The organism is Gillisia sp. CAL575 (assembly GCF_000403785.1).
In the GTDB taxonomy this organism is placed as follows: Bacteria; Bacteroidota; Bacteroidia; order Flavobacteriales; family Flavobacteriaceae; genus Gillisia.
This window is the reverse complement of sequence record NZ_APHJ01000054.1, coordinates 258591-284402: the sequence shown is the minus strand read 5'-3', so window position 1 is coordinate 284402 and position 25812 is coordinate 258591. Positions and strand designations below refer to the sequence as shown.

Below are 25812 nucleotides of genomic sequence, written 5' to 3'. Positions count from 1 at the left end.
TAACGTTTTAGAGATTAGCCTTCAAAGTCTCCTCCATCATCACCTGCATTGTTATTTTCTCTTTTACGTTGCTGATTTTTCTTCTGATTAAATCTATAAGTAAGGGACAACGTAATTTGTCTTTGTCTCCATTGAAACTCACTTTCCTGAATAAATCTATCTGTAGTAGTTACAGAAGAACGTTTTCTAGAATTTAAAAGATCACGTGCATTTAAGGATAATGTTGCATTTTCATTGAAAATCTCTTTGCTTAAAGCAACATCTAAACTAAAAATCCCATCTGTTTTAGTTTGGGAGTTTTCTTGAGCACCTCTATAAAAAGCATTGGTTTGCCAATCAATTTTTGCAGGTAAACTTACTTTAGAACTAAATCTTCCAAACCAACTATTATTCTTAGCGCCATAATCTATCCCATTAAAATCTCCTTCAGTTTTAAATTGAAAGAAATTAATACTTCCATTAAGTCTCAACCATTTGGCAGGATTGTATAAAACTCCGGCCTCTGCACCTATACGCTCATTAGTACCTAAGTTAATAGGAATGGTTCTAATAATTTCTATACCGTCAATAAATTCACCTGTACCTTGTTGAACGCGTTCAAAAGCATCAGTCTCATATTGATAGTAAACAGAAGAAGTAAGAGTAAGCTTCTCCCATCTTTTTAAATATCCAAGGTCAAATGCACTAGAATAGGCTGGAGCTAAATTAGGATTTCCTTGGAAAACATTGGTTCTACTAGATCTAGATGGGAAAGGGTTAATAAACCATCCTCTTGGTCTATTGATTCTTCTGTTGTAACCTAAAGTTATATTTTCAGTTTTAGCAATCTCATAGATTAAATTCACTGTAGGGAAAAGTCCTAAATAATTATTATCAAAATCCGTGTCTATAGGGAATCCAAAAGATTCAGTAATCTCTTCATCACTTAATTGGGAATCGATCTTACCTTTTAATTGAGTGTTTTCTAATCTAAGTCCTAAAAGAAAAGAGAAATCGCCAAATTTTGTTCCATATTGGGTGTAAAGAGCATTTACGTTTTCAGTATAATCAAAAATATTTGTAAGTGTATCGTTAACTAATAACTGAAGACTCTCAGGGTCTTGCTGTCTAAGTGTATAATCAGTAATTTGATTTTCGAAATTACCCCTATATCCTGCTTCAAATTGAGAATCTTCACCAATTGGACGAACGTAATCTACTTGAATAAGATATTCATTTTGCTTTTCTATAGAATTGGTTTCTTCATCTGCAAGGAAACCTATGTTTTGAGCATCATCAGAGAAAGTAATATCTTCAGAAATCAAAGAAGGTTGCTTTTCCTTGTCATATTCATATTGAAAATCTGCAGTTAATTTATGTCCTTTTTCATCAAACTTATTGACATAATTTAACGCAAATTGATAACTGTTATCATCTTCAGATTCAAACTCTTTTCTTAAGGTTTGCACTACTAATTCATTATCTATAAATCTATTAGTATAATTCTTAGTAACATCGCTATTATTACCTAATCTATAAAATACGCTTGCTGTAAGTGAGGACATATCTGTAATGTAATATTCCATTCCAAGATTTGTATTGAATCCTCTTCTTAATCTATCGTAATCTCTGTTTTCTATTACCCTATCAAATGTACCATTGAAATATTGAGTATCAAAAAAAGCATTTCCTGGGGCATTGCTATAGTTGAAACCAGTAGTGGTGAAAAGGTTGTATTTATCTTTTCTCAAATTAGCGTTAACGGTAACTCCATAATCATCTGGATTTCCAATATTTGCAGTTACAGAACCATTAAAACCAAGGGTTTTTTCTTTTCTTAATATAATATTGATGATTCCTGCGGTACCTTCAGCATCATATCGAGCAGATGGCGAGGTGATCACTTCTACACGATCTATAGCATCTGCAGGTAATTGTCCTAATACGTTAGTAGAACCAAAGCCAGCCATTGCAGAAGGCTTTCCATTAATTAATACACGTACATTTTCATTTCCACGAAGACTAATTGCACCTTCTACATCTACTGCCACAGAGGGCACATTGCTTAAGGCGTCGCTCACAGTTCCTCCTTTAGTTGTAAGGTCTTTCCCGATGTTATAGATCTTCTTATCTAATCGCACCTCTACTTGGGTAGTTTCTGCACGAACAACAACTTCATCCAAACTAGAAGAACTTATTCCTAATTTAATAGTTCCCAAATCAAGATCAGATTCTACAGTTTTATTTTTGAAATTTTGTGAAGTATAGGATATAAATTCTATAGTAATATTATATACTCCCGGTGGAACCTTAATGGAAAATTCTCCATTTATATCTGTCACTCCTCCATCTAAAAACTTCGGGTCATTAGGTCTAGTAATAGCAATGGTTGCATATTCCAAAGGAACGTTCAAAGCATCATCTATAACTTTTCCTGAAATAGTGAATTGTTTGGATTGTGAGTATCCCGAGTACGGGCTGGAAATAAAAAAAATCAGCAAAAAGCTGAATAGGAGCACTTTTTTGAAGGTCATAACAATATTTTATTGTTAGACCTATTTAGAAGGAGAAGGTTTAAATGACAAGTGTTAAATATCCACTAAACTTAAAAATGAATTTAGACATCCATTAATTGATTAGGAATTTTTTTGTTAATCCCTACATAAGCAGTGAATTGTGCACTGTTGAAGAATTTTTTTAATTTTTTATGCTCCCTCTCTTGAGTGACTTTAAGATCTCTAATAATAAACTTTTGGGATCTATTCGAATTTATGATCTCGTTTTTAAGAATAGTAAATTCTACAATAGTAGCCTCCAGTTTTTTAGTTTGTGCAGCAGTAAGACCTAATTTTTCATTCCACTCTAGAGCGATTTCCGCAGCGATCTCTCTAATCTCCTTAGAATTTTTATTGTGAATATATATTTGTGCAACTACAAAGCCTCCAACCAATATAGTAGAAAGACCTAATAGTTGAATTCTATTTTTAACTTTCATTTTCAGCATTTTAATAATTATATATAATCCAATTTAGGATAATAATTCTTTTATTTTTGATGAGGGCCTTCCTACAATTGCCTTTTCATCATTTTCCACAATTGGTCTTTCAATTAGTTTAGGATATTTTATTAAAGCTAACATTACATCCTCACTACTTAATTCCTTATTCTTAAATTCTTTTTTCCAAATTTCTTCATTTTCTCTCACCAATTCAAGTGGAGACATATCAAGTTTTTTAATCAATTTCTCTAATTCTTCTTCAGAGAGGGGAGTTTTTAAATATTCTCTTACATAGAAATCTTTACCTGAACTTTGAACTAATGCCAATCCTTCTCTAGATTTACTACATCGGGGGTTATGATAAACTGTAATCATTAGCTGAGATTAAAATACGCAATTAAAATTAAATTTTCAATATTAGGGGACATAATATCAATCTTCATGCCGTTGTCCCATCATCATAAGATAGGCCTTTAAAAAGGGATCTATAGCCCCATCCATAACTGCGTCTACATTTCCAGTCTCCTCTGCAGTACGAACATCTTTCACTAATTTATAAGGGTGCATCACATAATTTCTTATTTGTGATCCCCATTCTATTTTCATTTTAGAATCTTCTATTTCCCTACGTTGTGCCTGTTGTTTTTGAAGTTCTATTTCGTACAACTGACTTTTTAAAAGTTGCATTGCTTTGGTTTTATTCTCTAATTGAGAACGAGTTTCAGAGTTTTCTATAACGATTCCGGTGGGAGCATGGCGTAACCTTACCGCTGTTTCTACCTTATTTACGTTTTGTCCCCCAGCTCCAGAAGAGCGCATCGTCTCCCAAGAGATCTCAGAAGGATTTACATCTATTTCTATACTATCATCTACAAGAGGATACACATATACCGATGCAAAGGAAGTGTGTCTTTTGGCATTACTATCAAATGGAGAAATACGTACTAATCTATGTACGCCGTTCTCGCCTTTTAACCAACCAAAAGCATATTCGCCTTCAATTTCTATAGTTACCGTTTTAATTCCCGCAGATTCACCACTTTGATAATTGAGCTCTTTGAGTTTAAAACCTTTAGATTCTGCCCAACGAAGATACATTCTCATGAGCATTTCTGCCCAATCACAACTTTCTGTTCCTCCAGCTCCTGCGGTTATTTGTAAAACTGCGCTTAAACTATCGCCTTCCTCAGAAAGCATATTTTTAAACTCGAGATCTTCAATTAATTCCAGAGCCTTTTCATGTCGGTTTTCTACATCTTCTTCACTAGCTTCTTTCTCTTTATAAAACTCGTAAATAACTTCGAGATCTTCAACAAGAGTTTCACCTGCTAAATAATCATCCACCCATTTTTTTTCAGCGTTTAGATCACGCATAAGAGTTTCTGCAGATTTAGGATTGTCCCAAAAATCTGGCGCATATGTTTTTTCCTCTAAATTGGAGATTTCTATCTGTTTGGCATCAACGTCAAAGATACCTCCTTAACGCTACCAGGCGATCTTTAAGATCTTTTATATGTTCTGAAGTGATCATATCTGTTATTAATTTTAGTAAAAATAGAATTAAACATAGGTTCTTAAAACTATTTTACAATAATTTTATAGTTTTAGACAACATTTAATATCTCTCTATGAAGTCATTTTTCGCTATTTTCCTGTGCCTCAGTATTTCAAGCTCTTTTTACGCACAAATTACATCAGATAAAGAAAATCTTAAGAAATATAAAGGGTTTTTCAATTTTGAATATTCAGAGAAAGAGGATAAAATATTTTTAGAAGTAAAAGATCTTGATGTTGAATTCTTGTATGTACACTCTTTAACCACAGGAATTGGTTCTAATGATGTTGGTTTGGATAGAGGGCAGTTAGGTAATGAAGCGGTTGTAAAATTTTTTAAAGCTGGAAATAAATTGCTTTTAATTCAGCCAAATTTAAAATATAGAGCCATTACAGAGAATGATTTAGAGAAAAAGAGTGTAGAGGAAGCATTTGCAACCTCTGTATTATATGGATTCGAAATTAAGGAGGTAAAAGGTGGTAGTTACTTTATAGATCTAACTTCTTTTTTAATGGAGGATGCTCATGGTGTTTCAGATAGATTAAGAAGCGGGAATCATGGGAGTTTTAGTTTGAATAAATCTAAGAGTGCATTATCTCTAGACCGAACCAAAGCTTTTCCAGATAACGTGGAGTTTGAAGCTTTATTGACCTTTGATGGAAATGCGACAAGCCAAACCCTTAAAGATGTGCTACCAAATAATAATTCTATCACCGTAACTCAACATCATTCGTTTGTTAAGTTGCCAGATGATAATTATAAAAAACGAGCATTCGATCCCAGAAGCGGAGCTATCTATATTTCTTACTTAGACTATTCCACACCTGTTTTTGAACCTATAGAAAAGCGATACATCACAAGACATCGTTTGGAAAAGAAAAATCCTAATAAAGAAATAAGTGAAGCGGTGCAACCTATTATATATTATCTGGATCCTGGAACTCCAGAACCAATAAAATCTGCCCTTTTAGATGGTGCTAGATGGTGGAATGAGGCTTATGAATCAATTGGTTATAAAAACGCATTTCAGGTAAAGATGTTGCCAGATGGGGCAGATCCATTAGATGTGAGATATAATGTAATACAATGGGTGCATAGATCTACTAGAGGCTGGAGCTATGGGGCGAGTGTTATAGACCCAAGAACCGGAGAGATCATTAAAGGACATGTAAGTTTAGGGAGTTTAAGAATTCGTCAGGATTTCTTGATCGCCCAAGCATTATTGAATAAACCTTTTGCTGAAAAAGATGAAAATCATAATAAAATGATGGAAATGGCAATTGCCCGAATTCGACAATTGTCTGCCCATGAGGTAGGACATACCTTAGGATTTGCGCATAACTTTGCTGCGAGTACCAATGAGAATTCTTCGGTTATGGATTATCCTCATCCTCAGTTTAAAATTGAAAATGATGAGATCGTAGTAGAGGATGCTTATAGTGTTGGGATTGGAGCATGGGATAAGATTACAGTAAAATATTCTTATGCAGATTTACCTTCGGAAGTAAAAGAAAAAGAATTTTTAAATGGTGTTTTAGCTGAAGCAGAAAATCAAAATCTTCGTTTTATAACAGATAGTGATGCAAGAGCTTCTGGAGGAGCTAATGCATTCGGACATTTATGGGATAATGGAAGTTCGGCTTCCGAAGGTTTAAAGGAACTATTAGAAATAAGAAATAAAGCAATTTCCAATTTTTGTATAGAAAATATAAGAACAGGAGAATCATATTCCGTTTTAGAAGATGTGTTTGTTCCCTTATTTTTTCTTCATAGATATCAAACTGAAGCCGTTGCGAAAGTTATTGGAGGACTTGATTATACGTATGCTGTAAAAGGCGATAATCAAAACATTGTAAAAATAGCTTCTGTTGAAGATCAAAAAGAAGCACTTTCCATATATTTAAAAACATTAGATGCTGAAGTTTTAGCTATTCCTAAAGATAAGTTAGATTTATTTCCGCCTAGAGCTTATGGATTTGAAAGGAGCAGAGAGTCTTTTAAAAGCAATACAGGAGTTGCATTTGATGCGTTAGGAGCTGCAGGGACTGCCAGTGATCTTAGTTTAGGATATTTATTACATCCAGAACGAGCGGCAAGGTTAATTCAGCAAAAAGCTTTAGATAATTCTCAATTGGGTTTAAATGAGGTGTTGGAGGAATTAATTACTGCCAGCCTTAAAAAGACATATAAAAACTCATATTTGCAAGAAGTTCAAAACAGTATAAATTATAACGTTTTGCAACATCTTTTTAATTTGGCTGTTAATAAGAAATCTATTCCACAAGTGAAGGCTATTGCTAACTCTGCGATTTCTTCATTACAATCGTGGTTAGAATCGAATTCAAAAAGCGAAGTTTTTAGATCTCAACTTTTAAGAGAAATAGAACAATTTAAAACAAAGCCAGAATTATTTGAGCCAATACAACCAGCACCAAAAATTCCTGATGGTTCACCAATTGGAAGTTATAATTAGATAACATTAGTATTAAAAAATATTCAGAAAAAATATATGAAGGAAATAGATTTACGTAGCGATACAGTTACTCGTCCAACTAAAGAAATGTTGCAAGCTATTATGAGTGCAAAAGTTGGAGACGATGTTTATAAAGAAGATCCCTCTGTAAATGAGTTGGAGAAGAAGTTAGCCGATATGTTTGGGAAAGATGAAGCTTTATTTTTCCCAACGGGAAGTATGGCTAATCAGGCTGCAATTAAATTACACACCCAACCTGCCGAGCAATTGATATGTGATAAATGGGCGCATGTATATAACTATGAGGGCGGAGGAGTTTCCTTTAACAGCGGAGTTTCCTGTAAATTAATAGATGGAGATAGAGGAATGATTACTGCAGCGCAAGTTGAAGAGAATATTAATCCGCCAGATTTTTACCATAGTCCGTTAACCAGTCTGGTTTGTTTGGAAAACACCACCAATAAGGGCGGGGGTGCCTGTTACGATCTAGAAGAGATCAAGAAGATCCGTAAAGTTTGTAATACTCATGGTCTAGGTTTGCATTTAGATGGGGCAAGACTATTTAATGCACTCGTTGCTAAAGGAGAATCGCCTAAGGAATACGGTAAGTTATTTGATACTATCTCTGTATGTCTTTCTAAAGGACTTGGAACCCCAATGGGATCTGTACTAATTGGAAATTCAGATCTTATGAAAAACGCTATTAGAGTCAGAAAAGTGCTAGGTGGTGGGATGAGACAAGTTGGATTTATGGCAGCCGCGGGTATTTACGCATTAGATAATCATGTGGAAAGACTTGCCGATGACAATAAGCGAGCAAAAGAGATAGGAGAGATTTTAGCTGGTTTACCCTATATTCTTAAGGTGGAATATGTGGAAACTAACATCGCCATTTTCTACTTAAAAGATGCCTCTAATGAGCAGAGTTTTATGAAACAGCTTCAGAAAGAGAATATAAGAATCAGTAATATGGGCCAAGGAAAGCTCAGAGTTGTTACGCATTTGGATTATTCGGAAGAACAGCATCAGAAATTTTTACAAGTTCTGAAGGAAATTCAATTTTAGATGTAGTAAAGCTTAACAGAAGATTATAAAAATCGAAGAGGCTTAAACCCTTTAATTTCTATATTTTTCAGAACAAATAAAATTAGCTAGAATTATGAAGAATTTAATACCGAGGAAAGAAGTTCCGGAACTTGTAGTAGACACAGTAAACGGAATGACATGGGATCTTCGTGACCAACAACCTAAGAATTTTACAATGGTTGTTTTTTATAGAGGTCTGCACTGTCCTGTATGTAAGTCTTATTTAGAAGAATTAAACTCTAAAATAGATAGTTTTAGAGATAAAGGTGTTAACGTTATATGTATTAGCACCAACACAAGGTCAATAGCAGAAGAGACTACAATGAAATGGGATGTTGAAAAATTAACTATAGGTTTTGATTTTTCAATTGAAAATGCAAGAAAATGGGATCTTTTTATATCTGATGGTATAAGTGATAACGAACCAGATGTTTTCTTTGAACCAGCTCTGTTTTTAATTAAACCAGACAGAACTCTTTATGCAGCATCAATTCAAAGTATGCCGTTTGCGAGACCAAAATTTGATGAGCTGTTAAAATCTATTTCATTTGTTTTAAATGAAGATTATCCTGCAAGAGGAGAAGCTTAGTCTTATTTCTGAAAATATATATTGAGCCAATTGAGATACTATTAGTATTTCGATTGGCTCAATTTAATTATAGTCGAGAGGTTTCTACTGAAGCCTATTATTATTTAAACATATCTAAACCAGGAATATCTGGCATTCCGTCTTTAGCTACAGCAGCTAGCTCAGCTTCATTGATATCTGAAGCTTTGGTTATCGCCTTGTTCAAAGTTAATACTAGATAATCTTCTAATTGTTCTTTATCTTCTAATAACTCATCTGCAATAGAAATATTTCTAATTTCTCTAGTTGCAGTAATAGTTACTTTTAAGAGACCATCGCTGGATTGCTCGTCTATTAAAACGGTCTTAAGACGTTCTTTTGTAGCTTCTACTTTCTCTTGGGTTTCTTTGATTTTATTCATCATCCCCATCATATCTCCAAACATAGTTTTTAGTTTTATAAATTATTAAATACAAATTTATTAATTTACAAGACGATATAATACTAAAAATGAAAAGACTCATACTTTTTTTATTAGGAAGCCTTACCTTTGTCAGTTCTAATATAATAGCACAAAATTACCCGATATTGAAAACTGAAATTTATCCTCCAAAGGCTAAAAAGATTGCCAAAGAATTAAAAGCTCATAATACTATTAGGAACGACGATTACTATTGGTTGAAGGATAGAGAGAATCCAGAAGTTATTAGTTATCTAGAGCAGGAAAATGAGTATAATGAGCAAATGACTGCTCATACCAAGCAATTTCAGTTGGATCTTTTTGATGAAATGAAAGCTAGGATCAAAGAAGATGACTCATCTGTTCCCTACAAATTGAATGGGTACTGGTATTTAACCAGATTTGAAAAAGGTAAAGATTATCCGATTTATTCCAGAAAAAAGGAAAGTTTAGAAGCACCTGAAGAAATTTTATTCGATGTGAATGAAATGGCAAAAGGACATGAATATTATAGTTTGGGTGGATTAAATGTAAGTCCAGATAATAAGTTGATAGCATTTGGTGTGGATACTGTTAGTAGAAGAAAATATACCATTCAGGTTAAAAACCTACAGACAGGAGAGATACTTAAAGAAAAAATAAAAACTACTACTGGTGGTTCTACTTGGGCAAACGATAATAAAACTCTTTTTTACACCAAAAAAGATAATAAAACTTTACGTTCCAATCAAATTTATAAACATGTATTAGGAACTAAATCTGTAGACGACCAGTTGGTTTTTGAAGAAGAGGATGAAACTTATAACACATACATTTATAAATCTAAATCGAAAAAATATTTAATTATAGGTTGTCATAGTACACTAACAAGTGAATTTAGAATTTTAGAGGCAAATAATCCTCATGGCGAATTTAGAGTAGTGCAACCTAGAGAGAGAAACCTAGAGTATGGTCTTACGCACTTTGAAGATTCCTTTTATATTTTAACTAATAAAGATGGAGCTACAAATTTTAAATTAATGAAAACTCCGGAAGATAAAACCGGACAAGAAAATTGGGTTGAGGTAATTCCACATAGAGAAGATTACCTACTGGAAGATGTAGATATTTTTGAGCATTTTCTTGTAATAAGTGAGAGAAACGAAGGCTTAAATAAAATAAAGATCACTAAATGGCATTCAGATGAAAGCTATTATCTACCATTTAACAATGAAACTTACACAGCCTATACCAGTATAAATCCAGATTTTGATACAGATATTTTAAGGTATACATACAACTCCTTAAATAATCCTACCTCGGTTATTGATTTTAATATGACCACAAAAGAGAAAGTGGTACTTAAAGAACAAGAAGTATTAGGAGGGGAATTTAATAAAGAAAATTATACATCAGAACGAATTTGGGCATCTGCAGCAGATGGAACCAAAATTCCGGTTTCTCTTGTTTACAGGAATAACCTCAAACTTGATGGTTCTAATCCATTATTGCAATATGCTTATGGATCTTATGGATCTACGATAGATCCTTATTTCTCTAGTGTTAGGCTAAGTTTATTAGACAGAGGTTTTGTTTATGCTATTGCTCATATTCGGGGTGGGGAATATCTAGGAAGAGCTTGGTATGAAGATGGAAAGTTGCTTAAAAAGATGAATACTTTTACAGATTTCATAGATGTTTCAAAATATTTAATAGATCAAAAATATACTTCAGAAGAACATTTATATGCGATGGGCGGGTCTGCAGGTGGTCTACTTATGGGAGCTGTTGTGAATCTTGCTCCAGAACTTTATAATGGGATCATTGCTGCAGTCCCTTTTGTAGATGTAGTGACTACAATGCTGGATGATACAATTCCTCTTACAACTGGGGAGTATGATGAATGGGGAAATCCAAATGAGGAAGAGTACTATAAGTATATGCTCTCTTATTCGCCTTATGATAATGTTGGTAAACACTCCTATCCTAATATGCTAATTACAACTGGATTGCATGATTCTCAGGTTCAATATTGGGAGCCAGCGAAATGGGTAGCGAAACTAAGGGAATTTAAAACCGATAACAATAAATTATTTTTCCATATTAACATGGATGCTGGACATGGAGGCGCATCCGGAAGATTTGAAGCATTAAAAGAAGTAGCAGAAGAATATGCCTTTTTATTAGACTTAGAAGGAATTACCGAGTAATTGAAAAATTTGCCTTAAATTTGGGCGATTTTTGGATTAAGATTGTTTTAACATTTAAGAATAAACAATTAATCCTTAAATTGGAAAATGAATTTAATTTTATGACTGAAAAGAAAAAGGTATACGAGAATATATTAGAGTTAATAGGAGACACTCCTTTAGTTCGGTTGAATTCCATTACCAAAAATTTTAGTGGAGATTTTTTCGCGAAAATTGAATCTTTTAATCCTGGTCACTCTTCCAAGGATAGAATCGCTTTATTTATTATTGAAGAAGCAGAAAGAAAAGGAATATTAAAACCGGGTGATACTATTATTGAAACTACTTCTGGAAATACAGGATTTAGTATTGCAATGGTAAGTATTATAAAAGGCTATAAATGTATTCTTGCGGTAAGTTCGAAGTCTTCTAATGATAAGATTGACATGCTTAAAACCATGGGAGCTAAAGTTTATGTATGTCCTGCACACGTTCCTGCAGACGATTCGCGCTCTTATTATGAGGTTGCTAAAAGATTGCATAAAGAAAATGAAGGTTCAGTGTATATTAACCAATATTTTAATGAATTAAATATTGAAGCACATTATAAAACTACAGGTCCTGAGATCTGGAATCAGACAGAAGGGAAGCTAACTCATTTAATTGCTTGTAGTGGAACAGGAGGAACAATTTCAGGAACGGCAAGATTTTTAAAAGAGCAAAACCCTAATATCCGAGTTATTGGTATAGATGCATTTGGATCTGTTTTGAAGAAATATCATGAGACCAGAGCTTTTGATAAAGATGAAATTTATCCTTACAGAATTGAAGGTTTAGGAAAAAATTTAATTCCCTCCGCTACAGATTTTGATATCATAGACGAATTTGTCAAGGTAACAGATGAAGATAGTGCGCATACTGCTAGAGAACTTGCTAAAACTGAAGGGTTATTTCTTGGGTACACAAGTGGAGCAGCAATGCAGGGAATAAAACAATTACAAGAGCAAGGAGAATTTGATGAGAATAGTAAAGTTGTTGTTATTTTTCCAGATCACGGGTCTAGATATATGAGTAAAATATATAGTGATGACTGGATGGAGGCGCAAGGATTTTTTGACTCTAAGAGAGAAGCGGAATCGCAGCCTATAGAAATTATAAAATAAGGATAGGATGCACCCTCTATAATATATAAAACTGATAGCATCCTTTTAACAGGATGCTTTTAGGTTTCTTAGTGGGAGCTAGTGGTTAAATATTATTATTGTAAAATTGAGTTGCATTTCAGTACTTTTGCAACATGTAAATAAAAAAAATCTATGAGAGATTTATTTGATAAAATATATAAGGATAAAGGACCTTTAGGTAAGTGGGCACAACAGGCTGAAGGGTATTTTGTATTCCCAAAGTTAGAAGGACCAATTTCTAATAGAATGAAATTCCGTGGTAAAGAAGTAATTACCTGGAGTATCAATGATTATTTAGGTCTTGCAAATCATCCTGAAGTACGAAAAGTAGATGCAGAAGCTGCAGCCGAATATGGTTCTGCTTACCCAATGGGAGCCAGAATGATGAGTGGACACACAGATCTTCATGAAAAGTTACAAGATGAATTGGCTTCATTTGTTAATAAAGAGGCTTCTTATCTTTTAAACTTTGGTTATCAAGGAATGGTTTCTACCATTGATGCATTAGTATCTAAGCAAGATGTTATTGTATATGATGTAGATGCTCATGCTTGTATAATAGATGGAGTAAGATTGCATTTGGGTCAACGTTTTACCTATATGCATAACGATATGGAAAGTATCGAAAAGAATTTACAACGAGCAACTAAAATATGTGAACAAACTGGAGGGGGAATTCTTTTGATCTCTGAAGGTGTTTTTGGAATGCGTGGAGAGCAGGGAAGACTTAAAGAAATTGTTGAACTTAAAAAGAAATATAATTTTAGACTTTTTGTTGATGATGCTCACGGATTTGGAACTTTAGGAGCTACGGGAGCAGGAGCAGGAGAAGAGCAAGGAGTTCAAGATGATATAGATGTATATTTTGCAACTTTTGCTAAGTCATTAGCAAGTACAGGTGCATTTATAGCAGGGGACAAGGAAATCATGGATTATTTAAAATATAATCTACGTTCTCAAATGTTTGCGAAATCCTTACAAATGCAATTAGTTGTAGGTGCTTTGAAGCGTTTAGATATGCTTAGAACAATGCCTGAACTAAAGGCTAAATTGTGGGAAAATGTTAACGCATTACAAAGTGGATTGAAAGAGAATGGTTTCGATATAGGAACTACTCAAAGTTGTGTAACTCCAGTTTATTTAAAAGGAAGTATTCCTGAAGCAATGGCTCTTGTTAGGGATCTTAGAGAGAATCATGGAATTTTCTGTTCTATTGTGGTTTATCCAGTTATTCCAAAAGGATTGATTTTACTTAGAATGATCCCAACTGCAACACATACTTTAGAAGATATAGAACTTACGTTAACTGCTTTCTCTATAATTAGAGAAAGACTGGAGAACGGAACATATAAAAGATTATCTGCAGCAGTTACAGCTTCATTAGGAGAGTAATTACTTAGATATTTAAACAAAAAAAAATCCGCTATTAAAGCGGATTTTTTTGTTTAATTTTTATTTCTGATCGTCAATTTCTGGTTCGATTTCTTCACTTTTCTCCGTTCGCTTTCTCCTTCTATCACCTTCATAAGAATCATCTAGGTATTCTTCTTTTTTATGAAGATCTAATCTATAAGAAACTCCTGCGGCTAATTGCCATCTATCTGGTGTATTCTTGAAGTTGATCAACCCAGAAACATCAAATTGAAGATCATCTGTTACTAAATAGGCCATTCCAGTTCTAACGATATCATCTGCATACAGATCACTTATAATACCTTGGTACTCCATAAACCCAGCAAACTTAGGGGTGAATGCATGAGTAAGGGTAACAATTCCCGTATAGCTAGGAAACTCCTCAGTTAATTTATCCAAAATAAGATTCATCACTAATACCCAGCTTCCTGTCCAGTTATTTTGAGTGATAAGTGCGACTTTTGGTGTTATAGATTTTTCGCCTTCATAAAGAAATGGATTAATAGCCTGAGAGATATTAGCTCCAGCATATATAGAAACTGCTGGTATTAAAGTTTTCCATTTAAATTTCTGATTAGCCTTCCAGCTATAAAGATTCGGTTTATCTGGCTTTATAGATCTACTTGGATCAAATATCAAATATTTAGCACCCAAGGTATTTGTCTTAAAATTCCGAGTTTTGAACTCTACATCATTTGCACCAATTCTTATGAATTCTGTATTATCTTCAAATGAACCTATTAAACTAATTTCTAGAGCTTCAAAGAATAACCCGTAACGTAGAGAATAATCGGCTCCTAATATATCTGTATCTGTACGTAACAAAGTATGACTTTCATTTCCAAAGTAAGCACCCGCTTCTAATTGTATAACTCCAGTACCTACAGAAAATGCTCCTTGAGATGCTCCAGGCCTGTTGGAATTTATGGTCTCTGTGTATTGAGCATAGCTTGAATAACCTGAGGCAATTAATAAAATGAATGTAAATATATTGATTGGTAAGTGTTTCATATAAGTTGTTGTTAGTCGAATCAAATATAGAAGATTTTATTATTTTTTTATGGATATAGATACCCAATTTGTCTCATCAGAATAGTAATTTTGCATAAACTATATACAAATGCACGAAGCATCATTCGAAAGTGTTTTAAAGACCGTATTAATAATCCTTTTAATATATTTCGGTTTTAAAATTTTTATAAAATGGTTTGGACCACTCATCTTAAAATGGTTCCTCAAAAGAATTGGACAAAAATTCCAACAACAGTTTAATGGCACAGCTGCTCCAAAAGCTCCAAAGAAGGGAAAGGTTATTCTAGATTCAGATAAACCAAAAACAAGTAGTTCTAATAAAAAAGTAGGGGAGTACATTGATTTCGAAGAAATTGATTAATTTTCGGTCCTATTAAATTCTATCTATGATTAGATCCTTAAAAGGTTTTTTACCACACATTCTTGTGGTTTTTGGTTTTCTCATTATCTCCCTAGCATATTTTAATCCTGTTCTTCAAGGAAAAGAAATTTTTCAAAGTGATATTGTTCAGTATACCGGAATGGCTAAAGAGCAAAATGACTTTCGAGCCCAAACTGGAGAAGAACCTTACTGGACAGATTCTGCATTTGGTGGGATGCCAACCTATCAATTAGGTGCTTATTATCCTCATAATTATATTAAAAAACTAGATTCTGCCTTACGATTTCTACCACGGCCGGCAGATTATTTATTCTTATATTTTATAGGGTTTTATATACTTCTATTGGTTTTAAAATTAGATTATAAAATTGCCTTTTTGGGTGCCTTGGCTTTCGGCTTTTCAACTTACCTTATTATTATTCTTGGAGTAGGACACAATGCCAAAGCACATGCAATTGCGTATATGCCAATGGTTCTTGCGGGAATATTGCTTTGCTTCAGAAACAAATACATCGGTGGGTTTTTACTTTTGTCTTTTGCAATGGCATTAGAAATTGGAGCAAATCACTTTCAGATGACCTACTATTTACTATTGCTTGTTATAGTTCTGGGATTAGTTTATTTATTTGATGCCTTCAGAAAAAAGCAATTACCACATTTCTTTAAGGCATTAGGTGTAATGACGCTGGCTGTTTTATTATCAATTGCTACCAATGCGACTAATTTGTTAGCCACTCAAGAATATACACAACATAGTACTCGAGGAGATACTGGATTAAGTATTACTGCGGAAGGAAAACAGAAGGAAACTGCTGGATTAAATTATGACTATATCACTGAATATAGCTACGGGATTGCTGAAACATTAAATCTATTTATTCCTAGATTTATGGGTGGTTCCAGTTCAGAAACACTTGATGAAGATTCAGAAATGTATGCCCAATTATTAAAAATGGGTGCATCTCCTGTGCAGGCAAAAGATTTTGCAGAGAACGCTCCTACTTATTGGGGAGATCAACCTTTTGTTGGAGCACCTGCCTATATCGGTGCTAGTATTATCTTCTTATTTGTCTTTGCTCTATTCTTAATTAAAGGAAGATTAAAATGGTGGATCGTGGGAGGAACTATTTTATCACTAATCTTATCCTGGGGCAAGAATTTTGGTTTTGTTACTGAATTCTTTATAGATTTTGTACCTCTTTATAATAAGTTTCGAGCAGTTTCCTCTATTCAAATTATTGCCGAATTGTGTATTCCTATTCTTGCTGTTTTTGGTTTGCATAAACTCTTCAATAATTTTGAAGGTGAAGAAGAAAAACTTTATGCGCTTAAATGGGCAACGATAATTACAGGTGGTTTTGCTTTAATACTACTGGTGCTAAAATCTACTTTATTTAGTTTTAGTGGAGGAAGTGATTCGGTTTATATTGAGCAAATGGGAGCAGAGTTCGTCCGTGCCTTGAAGGAAGATAGAATATCTATTTTCACAGAAGATGCTTTAAGGTCTCTAATTTTAGTATTGATAGCTGCTGGATTTATTTATGCTTACCTAAAGAAGCTGGCTAATAACAACTTTATTATTTTAGGTTTTATCTTTTTGGTCTTGTTTGACTTAGTTGGAGTAGATAGAAGATATGTGAACAATGAAGATTTTGTTGCAGCTAGAGTTATGAATAAGCCATTCCAGAAAACTTCTGCAGATGAAAAGATTTTAGAAGATAAAGGGCATTATCGTGTTTTTGATCTTGCGGAAAGTCCATTTAATACCGGGAGAACATCCTATTTTCATAATTCCATTGGTGGTTATCATGCCGCCAAACCGGGAAGAATTCAGGATCTTTATGATTTCTATATTTCTAAGAATAATATGTCGATGCTTAATATGCTTAATGTGAAGTATTTTATAGTCCCAACGGAGGAAGGGCCAACTGCTCAGCAAAATCCTGAGGCTATGGGGAATGCTTGGTTTGTGAATACCATTAAATGGGTAAATACTCCGAATGAAGAAATTCTGAGTCTTGCAGATACAGATATCAATACTACTGCAATCATTAATTCTGAGTTTAAGAATTCTGAATTAGTAGTGAGCAAAGCACAAGATTCCACTGCAAGCATAAAGCTGATCTCACAACAGCCAAATATATTAGTTTATAAATCTACATCCTCTAAAGAGCAATACGCAGTCTTCTCTGAAATGTATTACGAAAATGGCTGGAATGCATACATAGATGGGAAGGGAACACCTCATTATAATGTAAACTATGTTTTGAGAGGAATGCAAGTTCCAGCAGGAGACCATACCATAACCTTTAAATTTGAGCCACAGGTTATTAAAACGGGAAGTAGTATTGCACTTGCCAGTTCAGTTTTGCTTGGATTACTAACACTTGGAGGAATTTACTTTTCTTTTAAAAGGAAGGACTAAACGAGATTAAATTGCAGGTTCTAAAGTGGCATTATGAAAAAAGTTTTAATCATAACTTATTATTGGCCACCTGCAGGAGGTCCTGGAGTGCAGCGCTGGTTAAAATTTGTAAAATATTTGCGAGATTTTGATATAGAACCTATAGTATATATTCCGCAAAATCCAGATTATCCAATTATAGATGAAAGCCTTTTAGCAGAGATTCCGAAAGGAGTAACTATTGTACAAAAGCGTATATTTGAACCTTATTTTCTGGCTAAGATATTTTCTAAAAAAGAAACTTCATCGATAAGTAGTGGAATTATTAAAGAAGCAAAAAGTCAAAATTTCCTTCAAAAACTATTTTTATATATCCGTGGAAATTTCTTTATTCCAGATGCTCGGAAATTCTGGATTAAACCTTCGGTTAATTTTCTTTCTGAATATCTATCAGAAAATAAAATTGACATAATTATAACTACAGGCCCACCTCATAGTTTACATCTTATTGGTCTTGGTTTAAAGAAAAAGCTTGAAATAAAATGGATTGCAGACTTTCGGGATCCTTGGACAGAAATAGGATATCATAAAAAACTGAAATTATCTGCTTTAGCCGAAGCTAAACATATCGCTTTAGAATCAGAAGTTTTAACTTCCGCAGATCATATTATAACTACAAGTTTTACCACACAGAAAGAATTTCAATCTAAAACCTTGAAACCTATCACAGTTATTACAAATGGTTATGATTCTATTGAAGGCAATTCTTCAGAATTAAATAAAAAATTCAGCATAGCACATATTGGCTCTTTACTTTCGGGAAGAAATCCTAATAATCTTTGGAAAGTTTTGAAAGAGCTGACTTCAGAAAGCAAAGATTTTAAAGAAAATCTTGTTTTAAATCTTGTCGGAACAATAAGTAATGATGTATTAAAGTCAATTAAAGAACACAATCTAGAGGCTTATTTAGAATTACCAGGATATGTTTCTCATAGCGAGGCGAATAAAATTCAGCAAACTTCTCAGATATTACTCTTAGTAGAAATCGATAGTATTGAAACCAAAGGAATTATCCCAGGAAAATTGTTTGAATATATAGCTGCAAAACGCCCGATTCTAGCCATTGGTCCAGAAGATTGGGATGTGACCAATATTTTGATGCATACCAATGCAGGAATTTATTTCGGATATCAGGAAGAAACCAGTTTAAAAGAGCATATTTTGAGTATGTATAAATTATATAAAACTGAGCAATTAAATGTAAGCTCTGTAAATATTGAAAAATATAGCCGAAAGAATCTTACTGGAGAATTGGCTAAACTTTTAACAGAGTAGATTTAACTAATGGGAGTCATAATAAAGCAGTCTTTTAAAAACATGATCACCACCTACTTTGGGTTTGGGATTGGTGCAATAAACACGCTTTTTTTGTTTACCTACTTTCTGGAAAAGGAATATTACGGACTTGTTAGTTTTTTATTATCTGCAGCAAATCTCGTTTGGCCATTTATGGCATTTGGAGTTCATAACACCCTTGTGAAATTTTACACCTCCTATAAAACAAAAGATGAAAAAGATAAATTGTTAAACCTTATATTGGTTTTACCTCTTGGAGTTTCTGTTCTATTGGGTCTTGTAGGGGTTTTAAGTTATAAATGGTTGTTGGCTTACTTTGAAACGGGGAATGAACTGGTACAGCCTTATATCTGGCTTATTTTTATCATAGCTTTTGCTACCGCCTATTTTGAAGTTTTCTTCGCGTGGTCTAAAATTAACTATCAAAGCGTATTTGGTAATTTTATGAAAGAAGTTTTTCACAGGCTTTGTATTACTATTTTATTGTTCTTGGTTTACTTCTCTGTGATTAATGTGGAATATTTTATTTATGCCATGGTTCTGGTCTTTGTGTTTAGAGCCATCGCTATGCAATTGTATGCTTTTTCATTGTACAAGCCCAATTTTAATTTCTCACTTCCCAACAATCATAATACAGTTTTAAAATACTCAGCTCTAATTCTTATTGCAGGATCTGTAGCAACCATTTTATTAGATCTGGATAAAGTGATGATCGAGCATTATCTACCAATAGAGAATGTAGCTATCTATGGGATTGCAGTATATATTGCTACCGTAATTTCTGTGCCTCAAAAAGCGATGCATCAAATAATCCATCCGCTTACAGCAAGTTTGCTGAATAGCAACGATAAGAAATCCTTAGAAGATCTTTATAAGCGAAGTTCATTAACCCTGTTGGTAGTAAGTGCAATAATTTTTGTTCTAATACTGGTTAATATCAATCAACTTTATCTTCTAATTCCTAAAGAATACCAAATAAGCACATTTATAATTTTGCTTCTGGCAATAGTTAAATTGTTTGATAATATGCTGGGTAATAATAATAGTATTCTATTTAATTCAGATTACTATAGATTAGTACTGGTCTTTGGGGTAGTCCTATCTATAGTGGCGTTTGTTTTTAATTTACTTCTAATTCCTGCTTATGGAATTCTTGGAGCTGCAATTGCAAGCTTTCTGGCATTTGCTGTATACAATGTTTCAAAATTATTGATCGTCCTCAATAAGTTTAAGATGCAGCCATTTACGCTACAAACAGTTTATATATTATTTTTCACAGCAACCTTAACAGCCACTTTCTACTTTTGGGAATTTCCATTTCACCCAATTTTAAACATCATTCTAAAATCTACGATTGTAACAGCCATTTACGGATTCGTGGCGCTTAGGTTTAGTTTTTCTGAAGATATTAATCAATTATTAAGAAAGTATATCAAGATATAATTGCGGTTTAACAGATGTTGTGTTAAATTTTTCAATTTGCATTAGTTACCAATTTTTGGTACTTTTGAATAAATCAAGCTGAAAAATGGGAAAAAACACGTCTATATCTTTAAGTAATCATTTTGAGAATTTTATAAATAATGAAATTAATTCAGGAAAATATAACTCGGTAAGTGAAGTAATTCGCTCTGCTCTTAGACTTTTAGAAAGAGAAGAAATTAAAGAACAAGAACTGATCAAAGCTCTTGAAGTCGGAGAAAATTCTGGTTCTATTGACAATTTCAATTCATCTGAACACTTAAAAGAATTACATCGTAAAAACTTATGAGTAAGAACAATTATCTCATAAGTAAAAAAGCTATTGAGGATTTAGAAAATATCTGGTTGTTTACATTAAAAAAATGGTCTGTTGAGCAAGCCGACAGATATTATAATTTGATAATTGATGAGATTATTTTTACTTCTGACAATTATTTGACTGGAAAATCTATTGACCATATTCGAATAGGATATCAAGTAACTAAAATTAAATCACATCTGATTTTTTATAAAAAAAATGATAATGGATTAATGGAAGTAATTAGAATTCTACATCAAAGAATGGATGTTAAAAGCCGATTGAAAAAATGATTTGGTGCTTCCTTATAAATTTGGTGGAGAAAAACTAAAACACAACATCGGTTAAGCGAAAATAGCGGGCAATCTGATGAAAAGTGCTATTTTAGACACCTAGTAAAAAACAATAAAGCCGACAAGAACGTGTTCCTACTCCACGCTACTTGCCTTAATTAAGACCGTAAGGAATAAATCTGGTATATCACAAGAATAGCTGTCTCCCTATCTCCTTATAAAAAATCATTCTGAATGAAGCCTAAAATTTCAAGAAAGCAGAATTGAGGTAGAAGTGAGATTTCCACCCATTAACGAGATGACAAATATCAAATATGGAGCTAGCATATTACCTATCACAATGCGAATTAAAATTTCAATTAGGGATTAATTTAAGAATAATTACTATGAGGACTAAAACGAAAATCCCCATGACATTTTTCAATATCTATGGAGATTTTCTAACTAACCAACCAAAAACTTACTTTTTATATCTAAATTCTAGAATCATCTCGGGAAGAAGATGATCTTCCTGATCTTGAATTTTCTGTATTTTTAACTTCTTTAACGCTTTCGTTTCTGTTGTTATTTTGTGTCTGAGTTGAAGTCGCAGTTCTTGAAGAACTATTTGTTGCACGACCTCTTTGAACTGTAACTGTTCTTGTGGGAGAACTAGTTCTTGCTGTGGAAGCGTTATTTCCATTATTTTGAGGAATTCTACTCACGGTTCTAGTTTCCTGCTGACTACTTGTATCATTATTGGATCTAGCACTTGTACTTCTACTGTCTCTAGAAATAATTCTTCCAACGCTGCTAGATCTTGTAGTTTCTGTAGCTACACCAGTAGAATTTCTGTTAGACCTTACAGCAGCCTCATGTCTTTCATTATTAGAAATTTCTTTTCTGGAAATATCTCTTGGATTAGAACTTCTTTCCATCAATACATTTCTACTCACATCTCTATTACTTCTTGCAGAAAGAGTATTATTATTTCTACCCTCACTTGCTGAAGATCTCCCAGATGAAGAAATACTTCTAATTTCTGAGGTCCTTCTTCCATTATTGTAAGCTACATTACTATGACCTGGTCTATAGTAATCATTCTTCTTTTTAGGATGATATGTGTTACTGTTATAATAAGTATTGTACTGCACATAATTAACCCTTATTGGTTCATAGTAAGCTCTATAAGGCTCATAATAAACAACCCTATAAGAATTGTGAGGACGCGTATAGTATTTATGCCAAGGCTGATAAACGTATCTTGAATTATATGCATTTATATAACCTGAATAATGTACAGGTCTTTGAAAGCTATTATATTGGATACGTAAACCACCTAATCTAGAAATATTTCCATGTCTATTATAATCAATAAAAATATTACCCGCTTGGATGATTCTTCCATAAAAGTCATAATAAACAGGTACATTTTCAATTTGGATCACAGCGCCATAATCATCATATTGTACATAAGGATCATAATTATAACCAGAGTTATAACTTACATTTCCGTTTGGAGCAGAGATATATGCTGAATTTCTTGAATATTGCGCATCGTAGTAGAAGTCAAACTCTCCATTTGGATAAATAGCGAACTCAACACCGCCTTCAACAAAGATGAAAGACTCTCCATAATTATTGAATGGATAAGTACTAGAATTATCAGTAGAACTGGCTGAAGCCGACCATCCAACGAAGAGCAAAGTAAATAAAACTGCTATATTTTTCATAGGGGTGATTTTAGGTTAATACAGATTAATTTTAGTTGGGTGTCACTGTCTCAACTTAATACAAACTGCGTGCCAAAATCCGGATGCCGCGCCCCGTTTTATTAATTAACCTGAAATTGTCGGTTTATTAAATGTAGTTAATAATGGATTTAACCATATAATTTAAAGGTGTAAAATTTTATAATTTCTCTTTAAGAAAAGGAGCTGTATAAGAATTCTTGTTTTTGGAAACTTCTTCAGGTGTTCCTTCAGCAATTAGATATCCTCCATTTTCCCCTCCATCTAATCCAAGATCTATAATGTGATCTGCGCATTTCACCAGATCCATATTGTGTTCTACAACAATTACAGAATGACCTTTTTCTATTAGAGCATTAAAGGATTTCAATAATTTTTGTATATCATGAAAATGTAATCCAGTAGTAGGTTCATCAAAGATGAAAAGCGCTTTATCTTTAGTGGTTCCTTTTACTAAAAATGAAGCTAATTTAATTCGCTGTGCTTCCCCACCAGATAGAGTAGAACTACTTTGGCCCAGTTGTACATATCCTAATCCAACATCTTGTAAGGGCTGAAGTTTCTTGGTGATTTTTGGAATATCACTATCAGTAAAAAAATCGATTGCCTCATTAATTGTCATTTTGAGAACGTCATCTATATTCTTATCTGCAAACTGAACTTCTAAAACTTCCTTTTTAAATCTTTTTCCTTTGCAGGTTTCACATTCCAAATGAACATCAGCCATAAATTGCATTTCTATGGTAACTTCACCTTCTCCTTTACAAGTTTCGCATCTTCCTCCATCTACATTAAAAGAAAAATGCTTCGCTTTAAATCCGCGAATAACAGATAATTTCTGATTTGCAAAAAGATTCCTAATATCATCGTAAGCCTTAATATAAGTAACAGGATTGGATCTGGAAGATCTACCTATTGGATTTTGATCTACAAATTCTATAGATTTAGTATTTTTATATTCTCCTTCAAGATTTGTGAACTGTCCAGCTTTTTCTCCATAGCCACCTATGCTTTTCTGCAATGCAGGATATAGTATCCTCTTCACCAAAGTACTTTTACCACTTCCTGAGACGCCAGTAACCGCAGTAAAAACTCCTAATGGAAATTTTACATCAATATTTTTAAGATTATTTTCTCTGGCTCCAATAATTTTCACGAATTGCTTAGATGTTCTTCTTTTCTTAGGAACTTCAATTCGCATAGTATCATTTAAATATTGAGAAGTTAAGGAGTTAGCCTTTAAAATATCTTCAAAAGAGCCTGTTGCAACTACTTCTCCACCATGTGTTCCAGCTTCTGGTCCTATATCTATAATTTCATCTGCTTCCCGCATAATATCCTCATCATGCTCTACAACAATTACTGTATTCCCAAGATCTCTTAGATTTTTGAGTACTTCAATCAATTTCTTAGTATCTCTTGGATGTAAGCCTATTGATGGCTCATCTAAAATGTACATAGATCCTACTAAACTACTTCCTAAAGAAGTCGCTAAATTTATTCGTTGAGATTCTCCTCCAGATAAACTATTAGATTTTCTATTCAATGTTAGATAATCCAATCCAACATTGGAAAGGAATAGCAGACGATTATTAATTTCAATTAATAGTCGCTTGGCAATCTGAGTGTCATATTCATTAAGTTGAAGCGCACTAAAGAATTCCCGGACTTTATCTATAGGTTTCTCAACAAGATCTGTAATTGTAGCTCCACCAACTTTCACATAATTCACTTCCAGTCTAAGTCTTTTCCCTTTGCAAACTGTACATTTGGTTTTTCCTCTATATCTGGAAAGCATTACTCTATTCTGAATTTTATAAGCTTTAGATTCTAAAAAAGCGAAGAAAGTATTTAGTCCTTCAAAATGAGAATTTCCATTCCAAATTAGATCTTTTTGATCTTGTGTAAGTTCAAAATATGGTTTATGTATTGGAAAATCAAATTTGTGTGAATTGTTTACCAATTGATCTCTGTACCAACTCATACTTTCACCTCTCCAAGGAAATATTGCATTTTCATATACAGATAAACCTGTGTTAGGAATAACGAGGTCTTCATCTATACCAATTACATCTCCATAACCTTCACATTTAGGACACGCGCCGTACGGATTATTAAAACTAAAAAGGTGAACATTAGGTTCTAAAAACAAGATTCCATCCAATTCAAATTTATTGCTGAAATGACGAAGTTTTTTATCCGATAGACTTTGAAGATAAATTTCTCCCTTTCCTTCAAAAAATGCCGCCTGGGTTGCATCGGCTAACCTATTTAGAAAATCTTCATCATCCTTTGTTACTATTCTATCTACCACCAAGGAAACATCTTCAGAATTTAATTCATCTAAGGCGGTTTCATCTATTCGTACCACCTCTTCCTTAACTTTAATTCGACTATAGCCTTGTTGAAAGAGGACATTTAGTTTCTCCTTTAGAATTCTTCCATTTTCTAAATGAATAGGGGAGAGCAATAGCATCTTTTCTCCCTCAGGAAAGGACTTCACATAATTTATAACATCTGTTACTGTGTCTTTTTTAACTTCATCTCCAGAAACAGGAGAATAGGTTCTTCCTATACGGGCAAATAATAATTTTAAATAATCATAGATCTCTGTAGAAGTACCCACAGTAGAACGAGGGTTGGTAGAGTTTACTTTTTGCTCTATAGCAATAGCTGGAGCGATTCCTTTTATATAATCTACTTTCGGTTTATTTAGTCTTCCAAGAAACTGTCTCGCATAAGAGGATAAACTTTCTACATATCGGCGTTGCCCTTCAGCATAAAGAGTATCAAAAGCCAAACTTGATTTTCCCGAACCAGAAAGTCCAGTGATCACCACTAATTTATTTCTAGGAATTATAACATCAATATTCTTTAAATTATGAAGTTTTGCTCCTTTGATTATTATGTTTTCTTTGGGGTTAACCTTTGAAATATCTACTGCCATGGAT

20 protein-coding genes are annotated in these 25812 nt (G+C 33.4%); 12 read left to right on the top strand and 8 right to left on the bottom strand.

The genetic code is table 11. The features are described from left to right. Nucleotides 1-14: 14 nt before the first annotated feature. From I130_RS15975 to prfB, 4 genes are all read right to left on the bottom strand, one after another. Nucleotides 15-2513 carry an outer membrane beta-barrel protein gene (locus tag I130_RS15975; protein WP_034925601.1) on the bottom strand — a complete coding sequence of 833 codons (2499 nt, stop codon included), beginning with the start codon at nucleotides 2511-2513 and terminating at the stop codon, nucleotides 15-17. An 83-nt stretch (nucleotides 2514-2596) separates the two neighbouring features. After that, complete coding sequence (locus tag I130_RS15970; RefSeq protein ID WP_034925747.1) at nucleotides 2597-2974, bottom strand: hypothetical protein; 378 nt, start codon at nucleotides 2972-2974, stop codon at nucleotides 2597-2599. A gap of 33 nt (nucleotides 2975-3007) precedes the next feature. After that, a complete protein-coding gene (arsC, locus tag I130_RS15965) occupies nucleotides 3008-3352 on the bottom strand; it encodes an arsenate reductase (glutaredoxin) (protein WP_034925598.1) in 345 nt (114 codons plus the stop codon). 57 nt (nucleotides 3353-3409) lie between these two features. Next, nucleotides 3410-4508, bottom strand: a protein-coding gene (prfB, locus tag I130_RS15960; protein ID WP_157480607.1) for a peptide chain release factor 2 whose coding sequence is annotated in 2 segments (ribosomal slippage) — nucleotides 3410-4444 and nucleotides 4446-4508 — 1098 coding nt in all. Because the reading frame shifts where the segments join, the coding sequence is not laid out codon by codon here. A gap of 97 nt (nucleotides 4509-4605) precedes the next feature. On the opposite strand from prfB, the gene I130_RS15955 reads away from it, so the two are divergent. The 3 genes from I130_RS15955 to I130_RS15945 all read left to right on the top strand — a co-directional run bounded on the left by I130_RS15955 (nucleotide 4606) and on the right by I130_RS15945 (nucleotide 8680). Beyond that, nucleotides 4606-7005 (top strand): zinc-dependent metalloprotease, encoded by a 2400-nt coding sequence (locus I130_RS15955; protein ID WP_034925592.1) that lies wholly within the window; start codon nucleotides 4606-4608, stop codon nucleotides 7003-7005. A gap of 36 nt (nucleotides 7006-7041) precedes the next feature. Further along, the gene (locus I130_RS15950; protein WP_034925589.1) at nucleotides 7042-8070 is read left to right on the top strand and encodes a threonine aldolase family protein; all 1029 of its coding nucleotides are present in this window, start codon (nucleotides 7042-7044) and stop codon (nucleotides 8068-8070) included. Between the two features lie 94 nt (nucleotides 8071-8164). Then, nucleotides 8165-8680 (top strand): redoxin domain-containing protein, encoded by a 516-nt coding sequence (locus I130_RS15945; protein ID WP_034925587.1) that lies wholly within the window; start codon nucleotides 8165-8167, stop codon nucleotides 8678-8680. A gap of 100 nt (nucleotides 8681-8780) precedes the next feature. On the opposite strand, the gene I130_RS15940 is transcribed toward I130_RS15945, so the two are convergent. Continuing rightward, nucleotides 8781-9104, bottom strand: a complete 324-nt coding sequence (locus tag I130_RS15940) for a YbaB/EbfC family nucleoid-associated protein (RefSeq protein WP_034925583.1) — start codon at nucleotides 9102-9104, stop codon at nucleotides 8781-8783. A 65-nt stretch (nucleotides 9105-9169) separates the two neighbouring features. Between I130_RS15940 and I130_RS15935 the strand changes: the two genes are divergently transcribed. The 3 genes from I130_RS15935 (at nucleotide 9170) to I130_RS15925 (ending at nucleotide 13863) form a co-directional block, all read left to right on the top strand. Next, nucleotides 9170-11308, top strand: a complete 2139-nt coding sequence (locus I130_RS15935; protein WP_034925580.1) for a S9 family peptidase — start codon at nucleotides 9170-9172, stop codon at nucleotides 11306-11308. Between the two features lie 101 nt (nucleotides 11309-11409). Further along, nucleotides 11410-12450: a PLP-dependent cysteine synthase family protein gene (locus I130_RS15930; protein WP_034925745.1), complete on the top strand. Its 1041-nt coding sequence runs from the start codon at nucleotides 11410-11412 to the stop codon at nucleotides 12448-12450. 153 nt (nucleotides 12451-12603) lie between these two features. Continuing rightward, entirely contained in the window at nucleotides 12604-13863 is a 1260-nt protein-coding gene (locus I130_RS15925) for an aminotransferase class I/II-fold pyridoxal phosphate-dependent enzyme (RefSeq protein ID WP_034925577.1), read from the top strand. A gap of 60 nt (nucleotides 13864-13923) precedes the next feature. On the opposite strand, the gene I130_RS15920 is transcribed toward I130_RS15925, so the two are convergent. Further along, nucleotides 13924-14895: a transporter gene (locus I130_RS15920; RefSeq protein ID WP_034925574.1), complete on the bottom strand. Its 972-nt coding sequence runs from the start codon at nucleotides 14893-14895 to the stop codon at nucleotides 13924-13926. Between the two features lie 109 nt (nucleotides 14896-15004). Here I130_RS15920 and I130_RS15915 point away from each other — a divergent pair, with 109 nt between their 5' ends. The 6 genes from I130_RS15915 (at nucleotide 15005) to I130_RS15890 (ending at nucleotide 21131) form a co-directional block, all read left to right on the top strand. Beyond that, nucleotides 15005-15277: a hypothetical protein gene (locus I130_RS15915; protein ID WP_034925572.1), complete on the top strand. Its 273-nt coding sequence runs from the start codon at nucleotides 15005-15007 to the stop codon at nucleotides 15275-15277. Nucleotides 15278-15302: 25 nt separating this feature from the next. After that, complete coding sequence (locus I130_RS15910; RefSeq protein ID WP_034925570.1) at nucleotides 15303-17723, top strand: YfhO family protein; 2421 nt, start codon at nucleotides 15303-15305, stop codon at nucleotides 17721-17723. Nucleotides 17724-17756: 33 nt separating this feature from the next. After that, the gene (locus tag I130_RS15905) at nucleotides 17757-19037 is read left to right on the top strand and encodes a glycosyltransferase family 4 protein (RefSeq protein WP_034925567.1); all 1281 of its coding nucleotides are present in this window, start codon (nucleotides 17757-17759) and stop codon (nucleotides 19035-19037) included. A gap of 9 nt (nucleotides 19038-19046) precedes the next feature. Continuing rightward, nucleotides 19047-20501, top strand: coding sequence for a lipopolysaccharide biosynthesis protein (locus I130_RS15900; protein WP_034925564.1), 1455 nt, complete (start codon nucleotides 19047-19049; stop codon nucleotides 20499-20501). A gap of 85 nt (nucleotides 20502-20586) precedes the next feature. Next, nucleotides 20587-20829: a type II toxin-antitoxin system ParD family antitoxin gene (locus I130_RS15895; RefSeq protein WP_034925555.1), complete on the top strand. Its 243-nt coding sequence runs from the start codon at nucleotides 20587-20589 to the stop codon at nucleotides 20827-20829. Beyond that, nucleotides 20826-21131 carry a type II toxin-antitoxin system RelE/ParE family toxin gene (locus I130_RS15890; RefSeq protein WP_034925552.1) on the top strand — a complete coding sequence of 102 codons (306 nt, stop codon included), beginning with the start codon at nucleotides 20826-20828 and terminating at the stop codon, nucleotides 21129-21131. Before I130_RS15895 ends, I130_RS15890 begins: the two co-directional genes overlap by 4 nt. A gap of 473 nt (nucleotides 21132-21604) precedes the next feature. Here I130_RS15890 and I130_RS15885 read toward each other — a convergent pair whose 3' ends face one another. After that, nucleotides 21605-22843: a hypothetical protein gene (locus I130_RS15885; protein WP_034925549.1), complete on the bottom strand. Its 1239-nt coding sequence runs from the start codon at nucleotides 22841-22843 to the stop codon at nucleotides 21605-21607. 178 nt (nucleotides 22844-23021) lie between these two features. Continuing rightward, nucleotides 23022-25808 (bottom strand): excinuclease ABC subunit UvrA, encoded by a 2787-nt coding sequence (gene uvrA, locus I130_RS15880; protein WP_034925546.1) that lies wholly within the window; start codon nucleotides 25806-25808, stop codon nucleotides 23022-23024. Between the last annotated feature and the right edge of the window lie 4 nt (nucleotides 25809-25812).

Bases quoted from the DNA above. Each gene is read 5' to 3' on its own strand.
- I130_RS15975 (WP_034925601.1), bottom strand. From the start codon at position 2,513: ATGACCTTCAAAAAAGTGCTCCTATTCAGCTTTTTGCTGATTTTTTTT.
- I130_RS15970 (WP_034925747.1), bottom strand. From the start codon at position 2,974: ATGAAAGTTAAAAATAGAATTCAACTATTAGGTCTTTCTACTATATTG.
- arsC (WP_034925598.1), bottom strand. From the start codon at position 3,352: ATGATTACAGTTTATCATAACCCCCGATGTAGTAAATCTAGAGAAGGA.
- I130_RS15955 (WP_034925592.1), top strand. From the start codon at position 4,606: ATGAAGTCATTTTTCGCTATTTTCCTGTGCCTCAGTATTTCAAGCTCT.
- I130_RS15950 (WP_034925589.1), top strand. From the start codon at position 7,042: ATGAAGGAAATAGATTTACGTAGCGATACAGTTACTCGTCCAACTAAA.
- I130_RS15945 (WP_034925587.1), top strand. From the start codon at position 8,165: ATGAAGAATTTAATACCGAGGAAAGAAGTTCCGGAACTTGTAGTAGAC.
- I130_RS15940 (WP_034925583.1), bottom strand. From the start codon at position 9,104: ATGTTTGGAGATATGATGGGGATGATGAATAAAATCAAAGAAACCCAA.
- I130_RS15935 (WP_034925580.1), top strand. From the start codon at position 9,170: ATGAAAAGACTCATACTTTTTTTATTAGGAAGCCTTACCTTTGTCAGT.
- I130_RS15930 (WP_034925745.1), top strand. From the start codon at position 11,410: ATGACTGAAAAGAAAAAGGTATACGAGAATATATTAGAGTTAATAGGA.
- I130_RS15925 (WP_034925577.1), top strand. From the start codon at position 12,604: ATGAGAGATTTATTTGATAAAATATATAAGGATAAAGGACCTTTAGGT.
- I130_RS15920 (WP_034925574.1), bottom strand. From the start codon at position 14,895: ATGAAACACTTACCAATCAATATATTTACATTCATTTTATTAATTGCC.
- I130_RS15915 (WP_034925572.1), top strand. From the start codon at position 15,005: ATGCACGAAGCATCATTCGAAAGTGTTTTAAAGACCGTATTAATAATC.
- I130_RS15910 (WP_034925570.1), top strand. From the start codon at position 15,303: ATGATTAGATCCTTAAAAGGTTTTTTACCACACATTCTTGTGGTTTTT.
- I130_RS15905 (WP_034925567.1), top strand. From the start codon at position 17,757: ATGAAAAAAGTTTTAATCATAACTTATTATTGGCCACCTGCAGGAGGT.
- I130_RS15900 (WP_034925564.1), top strand. From the start codon at position 19,047: ATGGGAGTCATAATAAAGCAGTCTTTTAAAAACATGATCACCACCTAC.
- I130_RS15895 (WP_034925555.1), top strand. From the start codon at position 20,587: ATGGGAAAAAACACGTCTATATCTTTAAGTAATCATTTTGAGAATTTT.
- I130_RS15890 (WP_034925552.1), top strand. From the start codon at position 20,826: ATGAGTAAGAACAATTATCTCATAAGTAAAAAAGCTATTGAGGATTTA.
- I130_RS15885 (WP_034925549.1), bottom strand. From the start codon at position 22,843: ATGAAAAATATAGCAGTTTTATTTACTTTGCTCTTCGTTGGATGGTCG.
- uvrA (WP_034925546.1), bottom strand. From the start codon at position 25,808: ATGGCAGTAGATATTTCAAAGGTTAACCCCAAAGAAAACATAATAATC.